The following is a 17,757-nucleotide window of genomic DNA, read 5'->3' on the forward strand; positions in this document are numbered from 1 at the left end:
ATGTCACATAGGATGTATTTGTATAACCTGGATTATACACCAGTTACTACCACGGCAGCTGATGCAGGAACACTGCCGCTGGCGGTATACGGCACGGGCAACGAGCATGTACAACTGATGATGGAGTGGAAATATGAGCTACCGCTATTCTTTCATCCGCTTTTTGCCGGCCCCACCACCATCGCCCCTAACGTTTATAATCCTGAAGATGGTGGAGTTTATGCCCCCCTCTGGCCTGGTGCCAAAGCCTTTCACGACCTGTATGCGTTCATCGAAACGCACCAGCATGCCCTGATAAAGGATATTGCCGCGTTCCAGCAGGCAAAGAAAAAGATCTTTAACTACTTTAGAAGAAAGATCACCCATGCGACTTTCTACCTGGATGCCTGGGATGTATTCAATATGTCCGGCGACCCACACGCAGAGCAGGCTGAAGCCCTGCTGGCATACATTCAGTCAAATAACAACGCTATTGTTGCGGCTATCGAAGCAGATGATCCTGCCTTACTCGATAAGGCGCCTTACTTCTCAGAAGGCGGCAGCTATTATAAAACCTTCCGGGAGCTACTGAACGCCCCTCTTTACAATTATGGATGGGAGGTACTTTCATCCGTTTTGAATGGTGACGAAGAGGCGCTGGTAATATTCGAAGAAGGAAGTTTGAAAGGATTAAAAGATCCGGATGGCGCCATCGTGATACCTGCTATTTATACCGACATATATGCTTTTCCGTATGGTGCAGACCTCGCTGTAGTTACAAGAAACGGAAAAGCAGGTTATATCGACAGATCAGGAACAGAAATACTCCCCTGTCTATTTGATGATGCCTTTGATTTTGAGCATGACCGGGCGGCAGTTGTCAGCAATGGAAAATTCGGCATTATCAACACCAGCGGTACATTCATCATATCGGCTATCTATGAGGACGGACATATCCTCTCCGATACCTATGTGGCCGTGCAGCAAAACGGACAATGGGGGATTATCGACATGGAAGGTAATGAACAGCTTCCATTCCAGGATGTACAGGAGATCACAGCGGTCGATGATAGCCGGTTCACGTATTACGCCATCACCACGCATAACGGTGAACTACTTTATTACACTCATCAGTTCAAACAGCTGACAACGGAGCCCGTTACTGCTATTAACTGCTTCGGGCAGTATTATATCGTCACTAAAGACGATCATAGCGCGCTGTTTGACGAGCAGGCCAATATGCTGCTGGACTACGGTTATCGGCAGATATATCCGGAATACCTGTTAAATGCGCTGATCGTTGAATCGGCGGCTGGAAAAGGCCTGTATGCACCAGATACCGGTTGGATCTTACCTTGTGAGTATGAGCAGATCGCGGCACTGAGAGATGTAAATAGCGGAGCGGATAGCGCGTTATACGCGGTTGTCAAACAAAATAAAAAAGCAGGATTATTTGGGGTGAGCCCGAAAAATCAATGGATACTACCTGTTGCCTATCAGGACTTCAAATGGCTGAAGCCTGGTATCCTAGCCTACAAAGAAAACAAATTATGGGGACTGGTGAATGGTGAGGGAGAGATCCTTGGCAAGGCGTCCTATACCAGTATAAATAGTAAACTGGGATATTTACCCTACGGAATAGCATTGGGGTTCCAGACGGAAGGGGTGAAAGTGATCAGAGAAGATGGCACTACCCGTCAGCTGACGTCAACAGAGGCCTTTAAAGAATCGGATCCCTTTACACGGGACTGGTACTCCAAAAAAGAAATTCAGCGCCTGGACAAGGTAGCTGAACTCGCACAAAAGGCATTACAGTTAAACGAAGAAGGTCAGGACCACAACGACGCCGGGAATTATGAGAAAGCAATCGCTCTTTTCCAGCAGGCAGCTGAATTAGGGTATATAGGAGGATATACCAATATTGGGCATATCTATGAAGTTGTACCAGCTTATGCAGATGCAGACAAGTCATTCGCTTATTATACCCGGGCAGCTGAGATGGATGAGCCTTATGCCATGTCTAATCTGGCGTTGTGCTATGCTTATGGCCGAGGCACACCTGTAAATGTACCGGCGGCGCTTCACTGGTTTCAGAAAGCTGCAGATGCAGGGCATGTTGATGCCTTCGCTTTCCTGGGCGACATGTACTATAAACCGGAATTTAACATGATAGACATTGACAAGGCACTCCCATGGTATACCAAAGCGACTGCATACGGAGATGACCAGTCCCATGTCATCGGCCATATCTACGAAACCAAGAACGACTATGAACAGGCCGTTTATCATTATCAGACGGCTGTCGCAAATGGCACGACATTCGCAAAATGGCGGATGGCCTGCCTGTATATGGACGGTTTGGGCGTAAAGGTCGATCTGGCGAAGGCACTGACCCTGTTGTATGAAGCCATTGATGATTGGCCACAGGCACATGTCGACCTGGCGATGGTATACCTGACGGAAACCTGCTATGATGCAGCGAAGGCACGCATGCATCTGGATGCGGCTAAAGATGCGGGGGTATACTATGCAGAGGAGTACCGGGAGAAATTCCGGTTCCTGTGGGATGGAATACGTTAGTTTGAGGAAAGGTCATTGATGGGTCATCATGTCTGCTGAAGTTGCTTGACAAAGATACCCTGGAAACGGGGGTACTCGTTTATCAGGCAGCTTCAGAAGACATAATTTTTATTACAGGCTCAGGATAGCCGCCGTCACTTTCTTCAATGAGGCTGAGTTCTTCCATTCATTCAGCTTCTCCGTCAGCAACTCATTCTCTTTTACATTGGCGCCATTCATCACCAGTACTTCATGGAAGGATTCAAGTAGCTTTCTCAGGTCCTTAATACCCGCTACAGGCAATTTAACCAGACAGGCGATCAACAACTGCTCCAGCGCCTTGTTATGACGTGTACTGATCTTCTGCATACGGCCTGTTACAAGGTCGGTCATTCTTTTCAACGGTGCCCACTCCGTCTGCTCATGGGTACCTATCACCTCACCCAGCTTTTCACTATCGATCGTATCAGACTGGACCCGGTCTACCCATATTTCCGTAGCCATAAAGCGGTTGGTGGCATCCGCATTTAACATGGCCGTTGCCAGGAAGAGATAAGTGATTTCCTGGAAGACAGGTTTTATGAGATTCAGCGCTTCCAGCAGCTGCAGGGTCGCTTTTCGTTCCGGCACCTCATCCAGTCCGGAGCTGGTCATAGCATTATTGATAAAGTGTGTCAGCAGGATATCAGGATTGGCCGGTGACAGGGAGAGTAGTCTTAGTATATCATGGTCGATGAGAGCTGGTTTACCCATGTTCATGTATTCCGGTAAAAGCAGATTCGTATGAACCCCATTGTAGACAATACTTTCACCTCCATAACTACGCTCAGAGACCTTTACATTAGGACTTGCAGGGAAAATGATCCGCAGCACGGAACGCTGGTCTTCATAGCGGTCGTATTCTCTGGTATCCTGATTAAAGCTGCCATATGCCTGGTATGTTTCAATCCGTGTAGTCCATCCGAATTGTCCTGTGAGATAAGCGCGGTGAATGGTGGCATACGGGAAGGCACGGAAGGCGTCATATATCGTGTCAGGCGACTTTCGAAGGCCGGCCATCACCCATATAGACTGGGTGTCAAATGGCCCGGCCGGCATCGCATTCTCTTCGAGCAGGAAACGCATGAGGTTTTTATATTCGGACGTCAAGCCATCAATTGCGGTCAGGGCATCTTCCGTATTTTCCAGTACGACCCTGGCAATAGCTACCTGAAGATCCATTACGCCAGGCGTTACTTCTGCTGACTGGTAAGCCAGCAGCCGCTCTACCAGTATTACAGGATCTATCCAGCCTCCGACATGGGTCGGCATAGATAAAAGCGGCAGATACTGTTGCTGTTGTAACTGTTGAATAGCCGTCAGTACCAGCTGGTGATATACCTCATAACTGTGTGATAGGTTATCTGACTGTGTCCAGCCCTTTGCCAGTAACACACGTAGCTTATTACGGGACCATTCGATCAGTTTCTCCCTGCTCTTTGGCATGCTCTTCTCATACAGTTTACGGAAGCCTTCTGCTTCGGCAGGATAGGTATCTTCCAGTACAAATCCGTACTCTATCAGGAAAACGGCCAGGAGATCGTCCAACAGGCCGGCATTACCGGTCATTCCACTGGACAGCAGTTTAAATGCCCGCTGGAAAGCAGGCTCCATTTGTGATATATGTGCGGCGGTGATGTGTGTATGGAGTTTCAGTACGCCTGAAATGATCTGTTCGAAGTGGTAGTGCTCTTTGTTTTCCATTGCCTGACTGATCAGGAAGATCAGTTCTTCCGCACTTTCAGGGAGAGCGATACTTCTCTCCTGCTGTAGCAGGGAAGTATCTGCCGGCGTTTCCAGGTCCTGCAGACTCGCCTCTATATGCAACTCTTCCGGTAACCAGGGACGTAGCATAGATTTAGGGCCGGCCAGCAAGGAACCTTCTACGGCAATAATAGCGTCCGATAGCACAGAAGACGCCCTGTCGCCATAAGCGACGATCAGCTCCGCAGCTTTAGTCTGAGTAGCATTATCCGTGCTGATAAATGTATTGGTAATTGCCAGACAGATAGCAGTTCGCTGGTGCTTATCGGCCCTGGCCAGTTTCTGTAATATGCCCAGTGTGGCAGTCTGCACTGCTTTTGTCGAAGAAGACAATAATCCCGGCACGTATTGCAGAAATGCAGGTATATCGAATGTAGGTTGTTTGATGAGTTTACGGAGTCCACTGAGTGCATTGGACTGGGCCTTACTTTGCGGGGAGGACAATGCAGCGATCAGCTCCGGCTGCATGCCTGAGATTTCTTCGTCGGTAGGTTGCAGATAATTGAAAAGGTCTACAAACCAACCTGACAACAGTTTATTAAAATTCCGGGCAGAAGCAGCAAGGGATTCTTTCAGTAATCTTTCTCTGCTAAGGCGGCCCGCATCGGCATATCTCTTGAATACTTCCATCCAGCTGAGGTGTTTATGAGCAGGATTCCCTGTCCATTTAGCTGAATTGATCGGATTTTCATACGAAAACAGGTACCAGATATGTTCATCCAGCGTTACCGGCCTTTCCTCCAGGGGTGCCAGGGAAAAGATGCGTCCTGCCTTCTTGGTAACTGTGTTTGCATAGGGAATTGTCCGGGCAATGATCTCCGGCCCGGGTTGTACATAGCCTTTATCAGCGAGTTCCATCAGGAAGCTATAGCTGATAGGAATGTAATCCCTGTTGGCCAGTCCGTTAATATAGTCGCTAAACCAGTCGGGTGTGTAAAATGCCAGCAAGGTGTAAATCACATCTTCCCGGAGGATATAGTTGCCCCCAAGCCATGTCTTTTCAAATGCTTTTCTGTCGTAACATACGAAGAAGGCGGGTGCCAGTGTTGCCCAATGTTCTTCGGTACCACGGGAGCGAAAGGTGTTTTCATCATCAGTGATCGTTTCACTGTAGAATTTGGATAGTCTTTTCAGTTCTGGTACCATGGCCTTTCTTTCGTCGGGCGACAGGGACTTCAGAAACGGAATAATTTTATTTGAAGCGGTAGTCGATACGATATGGGATAACTGCTCCTGAATAGTCATAATGTTCATTCGTTCGTTTAATAGGCGTATCAATTGCCTGAAATAAATTTTTTAACTGCCGATACATGTTTACATGGGCCGCGGTCTCCCTGGTGACGGCTGTACCAGGTACACGTGCACCTCTCCTGTTTCTCATCCAGTAAAACTGTATGGGTCACACCACTGCCTTCCACTCTTGCGTCTACTTTCAGACCATCATTGCTGATGATGACAACCTTTTTTTCTGAAACCAGCTTCTCTGCATCTTTCATGCGCGGGTGCAAACTAAGGATACGGTTTAATTTAAAAGGCAAACGTCTGTAAAAAAAGCTGTTCTCATCAGTATCAAATCCCAGTAATCCCATAGCGGCCAGCTTCGCGGTAACATTGTCGGCTACTGGGAACGGGATGTTTTCATTCACTGCCAGCATAGTTGGATTAAATGTCTGATTGGTATAACTGTATTTGTCGACCGCCTCGATCCAGGCATCAGGGACATCCGCGATCAGGGCGTCGAGTACAGCCCCTTCACCGGAAAATCCCCTCGATGCTTCCCGGGATAGCGAGAGCGTGAAACAAATGCTTCCGAAATATAATTGCCAGGTGGTAGCCTGCATGGCAGGATGCGCGTATACACGCAATTGATCTGCCAGGGGCAATAAAAGCTCGATCAGTCGCAGGCGGTGTACACCACCTACGCAGACTGCCTGTTGTCCTTTTACCGGCGAGAAAACCGGTTTCCCACCACGGACAGTCAGGTAGTGGTCAGCTTTTACACTTCCTTTAGGTATACTCTGAAACAGTTGTAACGCCTGTACGCGGTTAAAGGTATGCACCCTTTCCGCTTCAGACAGGCATACCTGTACACTGGCGAACCCTTTGATCCATCTGACCGGCAGCGGCACCTTCCGCTCCGTGATCTTTTGTTTGCCGGCCTCAAGCATCACTTCCCTGCTGCCAACAGAGAGTGAGACCGTCTGTCCCTGCGTGATGCTGTTCAATGAGGTCAGCATAGGCTGATTAAAGTCCACATTCGTCGTACCGGCCTCAGGGAACGTACCTTCGTGGCCATCCGGCAAAATGTCCAGTCTCGCATATACACCCGCACAATGGGAAAAACCTTCAAAACGTAACCTTTCGTTACCCGCGGTCACTACCGGATCTTTCAGCTGCGACAGTTCAGCTGCTGACATATTAAAGCTGGACTGTACCACCCTGGACAGGGTCAGCAGGCAGCGGGCCGTAATGAACGGTTGCTGCAATCTTCCCTGGAAATACACGGGAGCTTCGCGCTTCTCCACCTCACTATATTGTGACAGAAACAGCTCTTCTCCACTGACAGCCCTTTTTAACTGCGAAGGATAGTGATAGTCGTATATAAGGGTATCGTTCATGATCCGGGTTCCGATAAATGGGGGCAAAGATATACCCGTTACGCCAATTTTCAGACACCCGTCCTCCCATTTATGCCCTCACCAGACCCTGATCAGGAAGCGATTTGCCTGCCTGCGGAAATGTCGTTTTAGCCCTAAGGACGGTATAGTGGGGATATACAGCGGGTACCGGGTACCCGGGAACGCCAGTATAAAAAGACATGAAATGTCACGAAAAAAGCATGCCCGGTGGCTGAAAAGGCATTTACTCCTATTTCAGCTACCGGGCATACCAATTGTTGTAAAACAATGAGTTATATTATAAGCATGATAAAAACGGGCATCCGGCTTACCTCGCCTGCAAACAGCAGCAGTGATGAGGAGTCCTCCTTTCAAAAAAAATTTACCAATACCTGCCACCGGGCACCAACAGTAGCACTAACAAGTTATCTTACAATCAATTAAGATTTTACTTCTATTCCTATTCCAGTTGCTGGCCACCCGGGTAGCGTCAAAAGCACATTTGCCTATTAGTTTGCCGGCAAATGGATACCTTTCAGTAAGTACGCTATAATCAGATACTTATAACCACAAACTAATACTATGAATGAACGGAGTCCATGTATTGAGACACAGATGCTGATCAGGAAACCTGCCAGTGAAGTATTTGATGCATTTATTGATCCCGGGAAGACACGACACTTCTGGTTTACCAAAGGCAGTGGTAAACTGGAAAAGGGAGCAACTATTATATGGGAATGGGAGATGTATAATGTATCTACGGAGGTCCACGTAGTAGATATTATTCCAGATGAGCTGATCGCTATTACCTGGGGATCACCGGCGACAGCGGTAGATTTTATTTTTACCAAAAGAGCAGATGGGCATACCTATATAGTGATCAGGAATTATGGATTTGAAAAACAGGGTGAGGCACTGATCCGGGAGATCATTGACCTGACCGGAGGCTTTACAACTGTGCTGGATGGATTAAAAGCCTATATGGAATATGGTATCAATCTGAACCTGATAGCAGATAAATTTCCTTCCAGGAAATAACCGGTCATCAGCAGGCATCTATGTTGTAGACATGCTGCCTGCTGATGCGTTGTATGTGTCTGAAATGTACACTAAAATGCCTCTCCGGTAAAAAAGTAAAAACCAGGACCTTCCCTGGTCATACCTACATCTAGTCGCAGGAAAATATCCTTTTTAGGGAACAGGAGATAACGTAGTCCTGCCCCTCCTGCAAACTGTGTTTTATCCAGCTGAAAAGCTTTCAGCTCCGGCGCGACAGCCGCCGTACCAGCAAAGACCGTAGCACCAAATCGTTTACTGAAAGAGAATGGCAACATCCGGTATTCTACCTGTGCTGCCAGCATATTTTTATCGCGGTAACGGCCCTGGTAATAACCACGCATCATCATATCCCCTCCCATTAATGCGAGCTGATTGAATGGTACCTTTCCGCTGATGAAGTTACCCAGTACCTGCCAGGCTAAAACGTTGTTCTTTTTTACTGGATGGAAAGCACGCACATCCAGGTTGACGCTGCCAAACTGAAAGTCGCTGGCAAATGAAGGATGATAACCAAGATAAGATAATTCGCCAAACCAGCCCTTGCGTACATTCAGTACGTTATGACGGTTATCGTAAACCAATGCTGCACCAAATCCAAGGTTCGTCGTACCATTGCTACCGGCAGGTAGCAGATGGTGCTCTCCTTCTTCCGGCTGATTAAAGTCCACACTGTATAGATGCTGGTAATCTATTTCGGGGCCGAAGAACAGGTTGCGGCTTATTTTCCGTAATACACGCTGTCTGAGCAATATGTAATTGGCATCGACTACAGCAGGATTTTCTCCTTCTGTATGTTGCCCTATACCATAATACAACAGGGGAAAACGCTGGATACGTGTTCGCCCCAGGAAGAACCATTTATCTTTATCTCCGTAGATAGCATTGTCTATCCACAGTCCATACTGCGCTTTGAAAGTAAAAAAGGTGAATGCCTGTACTTCACTGAGACGGTTCGTACTATCACCTTTCGCACGGAATAGCCAGAGAGAAGAGGCTCCCAGTTCAATACCGGTTTCCGGAGCATACCCCAGGGTTGGATAAATACGAAAACTCTTTTCGGCTGCGGAGGTGGTATCATTAAAAAATCTGTTCAGCTGCCGGTTCACCCAGCCATTCTGTTCAGTTTGTGCCCTTACCGCTGTGAAGGTTGAACACAGCAGCAAGCAGGTAGTCGCAATAATAGGTCTCATGCGGAAAGTTATGCATAAAAAGGGCCAAAATATTTAATTTTCCGCTTACCAGCCATAAGTATTGTATATTTTCTACATTGATTTTGATAATTTTGCGACCATTCATCCGTAACGATAGTTGGATAGGTGCCCCTGGCATATGACACCTGTTTAAGCGCTGTGACTGTGGCACAAACCATTATCTGCTAATGATCCGCACAAAAAAGACACTGCTCCTTTCTTTTGCTTCCGGACGACGAGCAGTAAAAGATACGATCATGTATCCGGCAATAAGAAACACAAAAACGATGAACATAAATCCCATAGAAGAAGAACAAGAGGATGACATACAATGGCCGCAATACCTGTTTGAAAATGAGGACAAGTTTGGTATATGGCATGTTGATAGTGAGGGACAAACGATGCATTTATACAAAACGCCCGACGATACATTCCGAACGATTCAACAGGGTATATGGGGACCTATACTGCATTCGCCAGTATATACTATCGTAAGGGAAGACCTGATAACATTCCTTGCACCTTATTTCGTAGAACAGGTAGATGTCCATCCGGTGACGATCTATGATCGTCCTTCAGAAAGCAATAGATCCGGCTACTATAAGGTATCATCAAAGGAAACATATAACTGCGTCGATATTATCAACGCAGACCCTTCCGTAAAACGGGTATGGGTGGAGGTCGGATCGCTGGCTGTTACCCGGAAACTGAAAGAAGCACTGGAGCAAAGTAATATACCGGGCGTGCGCATATCTCCCTTTCTGGGATACGGGTGCTGATTCGATCATTCTTTTACACAGCATTTTCCTTATATAAGTGTAAAAATCACTACCTTATATTCCCAAACTGTGGCAGGGCACATGTGGGTATTGTAACAACCGATACACGAACAATGATATACAGGCACACTATGATGCGTTAACTACAGCCGATAAGGCAATAGGTGATAAGCTGCCCCCTACACAGTTGTTTTGACCATATCTTATCGCATTTTTGACGGTTAAATGTTCCTTTTTCATTCATCGCCCTTGTTGGTTGAATACAATTAACTAATTTAGAGGCTTATATATACTAATTAAATTAAATTTAGACATCTATGAAGCAAACAGTACCTGCTTTTATCCTGCTGCTGACTATGGCAGCTTGTGGTGGCGCCTCTACTGATCAGGCGAAAACCGAAGAAAAGAAAGAAGCAGCTGCAGCCACCGGCGTAGCTTACACTATTGACACTACTGCTACGTCTGTTCAATGGCGCGCTACTCACAAAGGCGGTTTCGCGCCTCGTTTTGGTACCATCAAAGTTACTGACGGTAGTCTGAACGTTGAGAACGGAGCACTGACCGGTGGTAGTTTTGAAGTAAACCTGAACAGCCTGACGACAGATCCAGCTTCTGTTACTGAAAAAGACAAAAAATCTACAGATCTGGATGGTCACCTGAAAAGCGCGGATTTCTTTGATGCGGCTAACCACCCAACTGCGAAATTCGTTATTACAGGTGTAACCGCTTATGACAGCACGAAAGAAAAAAGCCTGCTGCCTGGCGCTACTAACCTGATCAGCGGTAACCTGACCCTGAAGGACAGCACCCTGAACATCACTTTCCCTGCACAGGTAACTATCGCTGAAGGCGACGTTACTGCTAAAGCAAAGTTCATCATCGACAGAACTGCCTGGGGTATCAACTATAAAACTGAAGGTAGCCCTGAAAACTGGGTGATCAGCAAAGAAGTTGAGATCGGCTTCGACCTGAAAGCTGTTAAGAAATAATTGCTTACAGTTGGTTATAAAGAACCGCCTGGTACGATCTTGTACCAGGCGGTTCTTTTTGTTTATGAACGGCGGATGCTATAATCCTGTTTTCATTGTACTGTCACCCTTCCTTTACTCAACAGCTCTATGGAGGAACCGCCGTATCGCTGCAAAGCCTGATAGTAATCCCTGCCCACTCCTTCAACATGCAGTTCGGTTATAAATGGTAAAGCGGCAATTCTGCCCAACACTTTCTCCCAATTCACATTACAGTGATCAAAAGACCAGCGCTCCACCGTGGTGAAGATATCTGCTTCTTCAGGAACATCTTCCAGATCGCTATAGTACATGTCCAGAGAAGGCACGTAGATCCTGGGAGGCATTTTACGCCTGACTTCATTATGACGGCTGGGAAGCACTGTACCTTTTTCGAAAATATAACCATTAATACTGACAGCTGTCAGCATAAAAATAATCTTATCCACCGCAGGATGACCTGACATACGGTCCAGGAACTTATTCCTGTAAACAGGCGTATCAAAAAAGGTAGCATTATGCGCATTCGCCCATATCCTGAAATCGAATGAACCGAAGCGTTGATACAATTCTCCTGCTATCTTACGGATCGTTCTGTCGGGATGCGAACGCCATACAGCAGCCAATCCGGATAAGATGATCCTGTTAGCGCCTTCCTGCTCTATCTGTAAGAGGGCATTCAGACAATCGTCTGTATTACGGCTGATCAGTGATCGTAGTAATGCACGATTCACCATAGCATCTGTATTCCTTCTCAGTGGATATTGCTCCTCGTCCAGCATCACCTCATGCAGATGATCCACTGTGATCAATGGAATGCCCTTTCTGATATAGTGCGGGGATCTGTGCATGGCCAACGGGCTCAGAACCGCCATGACATCTGCCGCATTTTCATCTCTGGTTATATGAATGTTATACCTGGACAACTTTTGACTGATCTCCTTATCTCGTCCGAAGATATATTTCTGTTCCAGCAGCAGGTTGACTGGCTTTCCTGCCTGGATTGCGTCTTTCAGCCTATTTGGCCATTGTACATTGCGACATCGATAATCTGTCTGCAGATTGAGCCGTTCCAGCCGGCTTAGCTGCTTTGCCAGCGCTGGTGTAATCGCTGTAGCAAGGTCATATGCACTTCCCCGTAACGTCAGTTGTTGCAACTGCGGCAGCTTACGTTCAAGATCTGCCACGTCAGGTATATTTTTTAGTGGTACCTGCAGGCTTTGTAACGCACTCAGTGCAGCAAGACTATCTGCTTCCAGCAAGGTGCTGGTTTCCGTTATCGCAAGTAATGCCAGCCCCGGTATCGCACGTAACTTCGGCAACTCAGTATTCAGGTCCATTTCCTGATTAGCGATCTTTAAATATCTCAGGCGCTGTAAACTCGTAACAGACGATGGTAGCGAAGTCAGTTTAGAAGACCGGATATCCAACTGAGAGAGCCTCGGGAAACGTTTAAATATATCATCATGCAGGAGAGACAGGTCGTCGTCGGTGATCTTTATTGAGTGAGTATATTCACCGGCGGTTTCTATATCTGTAAAGTAGGACATTCGGGTATAGCGGATTTTCTAAGGATATATAGGTGTAAGTTAGTAATTTAATTCTGATTGCATACCGGACATCGCCACCTGTAGGACCACTGATATCAGTTAAATGACTGGCGGTATTCCAATGGAGACTGACTGGTTTTGTTCCTGAATAATTTACTGAAGGACTGCGGATGTTCAAATCCGAGTTCGTAGGCGATCTCACTCACTGATAAACTGGTCGTAGACAATTTCTCTTTTGCTTTCTCTATCAGTTTTTCATGAATATGCTGCTGTGCGTTCTGCCCTGTCAGCGAGCGTAGCATATCGCTCAGATAACGCGGTGACAACAGAAGTTGTTCGGCTATAAATTCCACCGTAGGCAACCCTTTACTGATAGCATCTGCTGTATCGAAATATTCATTCAATAATTGTTCCATGCGTGCCAGCAGGTCATGATTCACTGCTTTCCGGGTAACAAACTGCCGTTTATAAAAGCGGTTACTATGGTGTAGCAGCACTTCCAGGTAGGATATTACCAGGTCCTGGCTAAAGTCGTCAATAGGATTATTCAGTTCTCTTTTGATATGCTCCAGCACTTCCAGGATGGTTTGCTTCTCTCTTTCAGAAAGATGCAATGCCTCATTTGCTTCGTAGGAAAAGAAACCATAGTTCCTGATGCGCTGAGCCAGGGGATAATTGCGCAGAAAGTCGGGATGAATGAGGAATGTTACACCAAAGAACGCTGCATCTTTTTCAATGGCGATGATCTGATGAGGAGCAGTGAATACCATGCCACCCTCCTGATAGTCATAATAGCTTTGTCCATAACTCATCCGGCCTGTCATCAGTTTTTTATAAGATATCTTATAAAAATCAAGTACAAACGTTTCCGGTAACTGATCCACTGCGGTAGCGATCGTATTGTTGTCGATCAGGCTTACCAGCGGATGCAATGGACCTGATACGCCTAACAACCGGTGCAAGGCGGCAATAGTCTGTATTTTATGCGGAACAGCAGCGGCTCTTTTCATCATGCTAATTTACGGAATTAAATACCCAATATATTGCTGCGCATTTCCCGCCTGAAAGCTTCACTTCCAACTTCAAGGCGTCTTTCATATAAAATCTTCGCATCTTCACCTGCCACATACCTTACCTGGTCTTTTCCATCGGTAGCGGCCTCGTATACTACGGCGGCGATCTGTTCGGGCGTAGAGAACTTTTCCACGTCAAATAAGGCCCATAATTTCTTCATGTCTTCGTCATACGCCGGAAGTGACGCCGAGTCTATCGAACGACCACCAAAATCGGTCGCTATGCCTCCTGGAGCAACCGTCTTAACCCCTACATTGAACAGGCCCATTTCAAATGAAAAGCTTTCACTCCACCCTTCCAGGGCGAACTTGGTTGCATGATAGATGGACCCGAAAGGGAATCCGAATAAGCCCCCCATCGAAGTTGTAGTAATGAACAATCCACTCCTTCTTTCCCGGAAATAAGGTACGAAAGCCTGGCTGACACGCAGTACGCCGAACAGGTTCGTGTTCAGCTGACGTTCTATCTGTTCGCTGGTCATTGCTTCCACAGGTCCCATGAGACCATAACCTGCGTTATTGAACACCACGTCTACTCCAAGTGTAATTGCCTGCTGCACTGTCTCCGTCACCTGCGCCGGGTTGGTCACATCCATGGGCAGTAAGGTGACATTTTCCAGTGCTGCCAGTTCTTTTTCTTCTTCCGGTCTGCGCATAGTAGCAATAACATTCCAACCTTTCTGGTGAAATAACTGAACGGTTGCTCTTCCTAATCCTGTTGATGCGCCGGTAATAAATATTGACTTCATTATTATTGGTTTTGTGATACAAAGTTGCGCCGGATGGAAAAACCGGAGTAAGCCAAAATGCAGATAGATGAAGCCAAAATAACGCAACCGCACTTTTTATACTACCTTGCCGGTACTTTGACTTTTAATATTCTCTATGGCGCTCATTAACTTCAAACTCAGACATCCGGATAATATCATTCCCTGGGACGACGATACTGATACTACTATACATTGGCAGGGACTCACAGAAGGTGAATACTGGCTTGATCTGAATAAGGCTACGCTTTACGAATACACCCCTGAAGTGCTGGCTGGCGGTGATACAGACGATTCTACATATGTCGTTTATCAGCTTGACCGGCTGATAAACGACTGGACGGGCATATTCGAATCCATTGCAGCACCTGTACCAGACGCCTTTTATACCATTTCACGGAATCATCATTATTTATACCGGTTTTATGGAGCTGCTATGCACTGGTTCGACAGATTATCCGCGGATCCCTCTATGCATGCAGAAACCGATTATGAACAATATGATAAGACCATTGAATGGATATATAGCAGAACGCTGACCGCTCCCTATCTGGCATCCGACCCAGGCATCAGTTTCTTCAGGAACGGTGATTATCTTTCCATTGTCTGGCAGGCCGATCATGTGACGCCAGAGAATATTCCTGTATGGACGGCGCAAAACGGAGAAGTAGAAATGGCATACGACCTGTTTGTACATGAAATGGAAGATTTCGGCAAGCGCTTCTTTGACGCTATGGATGTACAGGTCCGGATAGCCGTAGAAAAAGACTGGGGAGCTACCCGCATCAATAAAGAGGCACTGGTAAAAGAACAGGAAGAAAGAAAAGCTGCATTTCAAAGAAAGCTGGGTATATTAAAGGGTCCGCCAGTTAAACATACAGATTGGGAATTGATCAATACCCTGGTAACGAAAATGTTTAGTTAACGCTTATCTGCCGTGGCAGCACCTGCGATGCGCTGGAAAGTAAAGACGATGTCTCAGTTGACGCATCTGTATATAAAAACGCCGCTATGATTAGAGCGGCGTTTTTATATACAGCACTGGCTGACTAGATAAATTCAATATAAAACTGAAGATTTATAATAACATGTTAGAAAATTATTTACCATCTTGGGAAACCTTAAAAATCTAATATTACACCACGTGAGAGCTACAAAAATAATTACCGCATTCACCGCATTGATATGGCTGCTATGCAGCTTTGTACCTTTTCATTCCCCTGATGCAACAAAGGAGGAGACTACAATAGCACATAAGATCATTTACAATAAGAAGAAGCATAGCATGACCCTGTCGTGGTCAGCATTCGGCTCTTCCGGAAACTATATAATTAGAAGGGGTGGCAGCCGGCTGGCAACTGATTTTGCGCAAGTAGGTTCGACTTCCCGACTAACATTTACAGATAACAGGCCCCATCCAGATAAATACGAAAATTATTATAAGATCACCCGTAATGACATCACTATCGTCGTTTCACTAGAGCAACAGCTCTTTGGTGATAATATGTATTTCTATGACAGGAAATATGAGAAAGCCGAAACCGCGCGGGACGAAATGAATGCGCATTTTGGCACGATTGGTCTCGGCGGAGCAAATGGCGAGTGGACTACAAAGCGTCAGGCATATTATTTCAAGTCCAATGTAAATGGTCAGACCTACGATCCAGGTGGTACCGGTTCGGCATCATCTGCAGCAGCTAATGCGATAGAACTGGGTTTCTATTCTCATATCGGTGGTTTAGGTAAGGTACCGGGAGATGTTAAACTGGGAGCTATATTCACCAGACCTCATCTTTCAGGTGGAGCAAATGCCACCTGTACATTCTGGCGTTCTGTAGAAAATGTGACCGTAATGCGGGATTTCTCCTGGACAGTTTCCCAGTCGACCAGTGCGCGGAGAATGCAGATTGAAAGCACGTCTAAATATATCTCAGATATTGGCAGCAATAATTTCTGGGGTAGTGGCGGATTTATCGCTGACGCTCATTATACGTCATCCAGGCCTAACTGGGGAGGACAACAACAATGGTATACGCGGAATACCGTTTTCCCGGCAGGATCAGGTGTGATGGGAGGTTCCTACAATATGGTCTGGCAGGGCTGTGTCAATCCACCACAAGCCGACAACGCTAACTCCCCTATTGCGGTAACACCTGTTATCAGGGAAAAACCTTTCCTTTTCATAGATAGTGATGGTGAGTATAAAGTGTTTGTGCCGGCCTGGCAAAGGGACAGAACCGGCCTTTCCTGGTCAGCGACCGATATGGGTAAAGGCAGGGTGCAGGACCTGCTTACCAACTGGTATATCGCGCGGGAAGGAGACACGGACGCTGAGATAAACAGGGCGCTGAGAGCTGGCAAAAACATCTTCTTCACACCAGGACACTATTCCCTGAACGCCCCCATCCAGGTGAATAGAAAAGATGCCATACTGTTGGGCGCAGGTATCGCATCGGTAACGCTGGAACCCACGGAGAAAAATACCTGGGGATGTATCTATGCTGATGATCAGGACGGTATTATCATTGCCGGCCTTTTGATGGATTCATTCAATAGTACAACATACCAGGTCAGAGTAGGTAATGAAGGAGCTGACGCAGATCATGCTGCAAATCCAATCATGCTCACCGATATTACCTGCAGGGTAGGCGGCGTACAGGCAAAAAACATCCAGATCCATACTTCCATGCAGATAAACAGCAATCATGTAGTGGGCGACCACTTCTGGCTGTGGCGGGCTGACCATGGTTCACAACCTGGCGGTAGTGCCCGTTGGGTAAGAGATCGCTGCAGGAACGGACTTATTGTTACAGGTGATGATGTTACATTGTATGCCCTGTTTGCCGAACATTATCAGGAATATGAAGTATTATGGCTGGGCGAACGTGGCAGAACCTATTTCTTACAGAACGAACCGCCATACGATGCGCCCAATCAGGCAAGCTGGAGCAGTCAGGGAGGCCGTGTAGATGGTTATGCTGCATTCAAAATCGCTAACACTATAAAAGAACATCGCAGCATAGGAATGGGGTCTTATGCAGTCTTCACGGGAACTGACGGCCACGTAAACAAGAAAAATGGTTTTGAATTACCTAATAGTCCCGATGTGATACTTGAAAAGATGTGTATTACCCGTTTTGCAGGTCCAGGTAATATACTGAACGTTGTAAATGGCACGGGAGGAAGCACCGCAACAGGTGTACAGCGTGTGGCATCGTACAACAATGGTACGGGGGCACAACCTTATGATGAAACATTTGATCTACCCGATCGTACATCCTATCCTGCCTATATTGTTATGGATAAATAATAACTGCAAGCAAATATTATATATCAAACGGCACCGTTTCACTAACGATGGTGCCGTTTGACA

At 46.5% G+C, this 17,757-nt stretch carries 12 protein-coding genes; 6 read left to right on the plus strand and 6 right to left on the minus strand.

Annotated features, from left to right (window positions below; translation table 11 throughout):
- Positions 1-2,559 (plus strand): SEL1-like repeat protein, encoded by a 2,559-nt coding sequence (locus GWR21_RS07200; RefSeq protein WP_162331072.1) that lies wholly within the window; start codon positions 1-3, stop codon positions 2,557-2,559.
- 111 nt (positions 2,560-2,670) lie between these two features.
- Here the strand turns inward: GWR21_RS07200 and GWR21_RS07205 are convergent, their stop codons facing one another.
- Both GWR21_RS07205 and GWR21_RS07210 read right to left on the minus strand, forming a co-directional pair.
- Positions 2,671-5,595, minus strand: coding sequence for a DUF6493 family protein (locus GWR21_RS07205; RefSeq protein ID WP_162331073.1), 2,925 nt, complete (start codon positions 5,593-5,595; stop codon positions 2,671-2,673).
- A gap of 20 nt (positions 5,596-5,615) precedes the next feature.
- A complete protein-coding gene (locus tag GWR21_RS07210) occupies positions 5,616-6,959 on the minus strand; it encodes an SWIM zinc finger family protein (protein WP_162331074.1) in 1,344 nt (447 codons plus the stop codon).
- 582 nt (positions 6,960-7,541) lie between these two features.
- On the opposite strand from GWR21_RS07210, the gene GWR21_RS07215 reads away from it, so the two are divergent.
- Entirely contained in the window at positions 7,542-7,997 is a 456-nt protein-coding gene (locus GWR21_RS07215; RefSeq protein WP_162331075.1) for an SRPBCC family protein, read from the plus strand.
- A gap of 71 nt (positions 7,998-8,068) precedes the next feature.
- Here GWR21_RS07215 and GWR21_RS07220 read toward each other — a convergent pair whose 3' ends face one another.
- Positions 8,069-9,208 (minus strand): BamA/TamA family outer membrane protein, encoded by a 1,140-nt coding sequence (locus tag GWR21_RS07220; RefSeq protein WP_162331076.1) that lies wholly within the window; start codon positions 9,206-9,208, stop codon positions 8,069-8,071.
- Between the two features lie 188 nt (positions 9,209-9,396).
- On the opposite strand from GWR21_RS07220, the gene GWR21_RS07225 reads away from it, so the two are divergent.
- Positions 9,397-9,987, plus strand: coding sequence for a hypothetical protein (locus GWR21_RS07225; RefSeq protein ID WP_162331077.1), 591 nt, complete (start codon positions 9,397-9,399; stop codon positions 9,985-9,987).
- A 317-nt stretch (positions 9,988-10,304) separates the two neighbouring features.
- The gene (locus GWR21_RS07230; RefSeq protein WP_162331078.1) at positions 10,305-10,976 is read left to right on the plus strand and encodes a YceI family protein; all 672 of its coding nucleotides are present in this window, start codon (positions 10,305-10,307) and stop codon (positions 10,974-10,976) included.
- Between the two features lie 92 nt (positions 10,977-11,068).
- Here GWR21_RS07230 and GWR21_RS07235 read toward each other — a convergent pair whose 3' ends face one another.
- From GWR21_RS07235 to GWR21_RS07245, 3 genes are all read right to left on the minus strand, one after another.
- Positions 11,069-12,544, minus strand: coding sequence for a leucine-rich repeat domain-containing protein (locus GWR21_RS07235; RefSeq protein ID WP_162331079.1), 1,476 nt, complete (start codon positions 12,542-12,544; stop codon positions 11,069-11,071).
- A gap of 95 nt (positions 12,545-12,639) precedes the next feature.
- Positions 12,640-13,557: a helix-turn-helix domain-containing protein gene (locus tag GWR21_RS07240; protein ID WP_317165806.1), complete on the minus strand. Its 918-nt coding sequence runs from the start codon at positions 13,555-13,557 to the stop codon at positions 12,640-12,642.
- Between the two features lie 14 nt (positions 13,558-13,571).
- A complete protein-coding gene (locus tag GWR21_RS07245; protein WP_162331080.1) occupies positions 13,572-14,366 on the minus strand; it encodes an SDR family oxidoreductase in 795 nt (264 codons plus the stop codon).
- Between the two features lie 136 nt (positions 14,367-14,502).
- Here GWR21_RS07245 and GWR21_RS07250 point away from each other — a divergent pair, with 136 nt between their 5' ends.
- On the plus strand, positions 14,503-15,309 hold the full coding sequence (locus GWR21_RS07250; protein WP_162331081.1) for a DUF5984 family protein: 807 nt from the start codon (positions 14,503-14,505) through the stop codon (positions 15,307-15,309).
- A gap of 219 nt (positions 15,310-15,528) precedes the next feature.
- Positions 15,529-17,694, plus strand: coding sequence for a pectate lyase family protein (locus GWR21_RS07255; RefSeq protein ID WP_162331082.1), 2,166 nt, complete (start codon positions 15,529-15,531; stop codon positions 17,692-17,694).
- The last annotated feature ends 63 nt before the right edge of the window (positions 17,695-17,757 follow it).

The organism is Chitinophaga agri (assembly GCF_010093065.1).
Classification (GTDB): Bacteria; Bacteroidota; Bacteroidia; order Chitinophagales; family Chitinophagaceae; genus Chitinophaga; species Chitinophaga agri.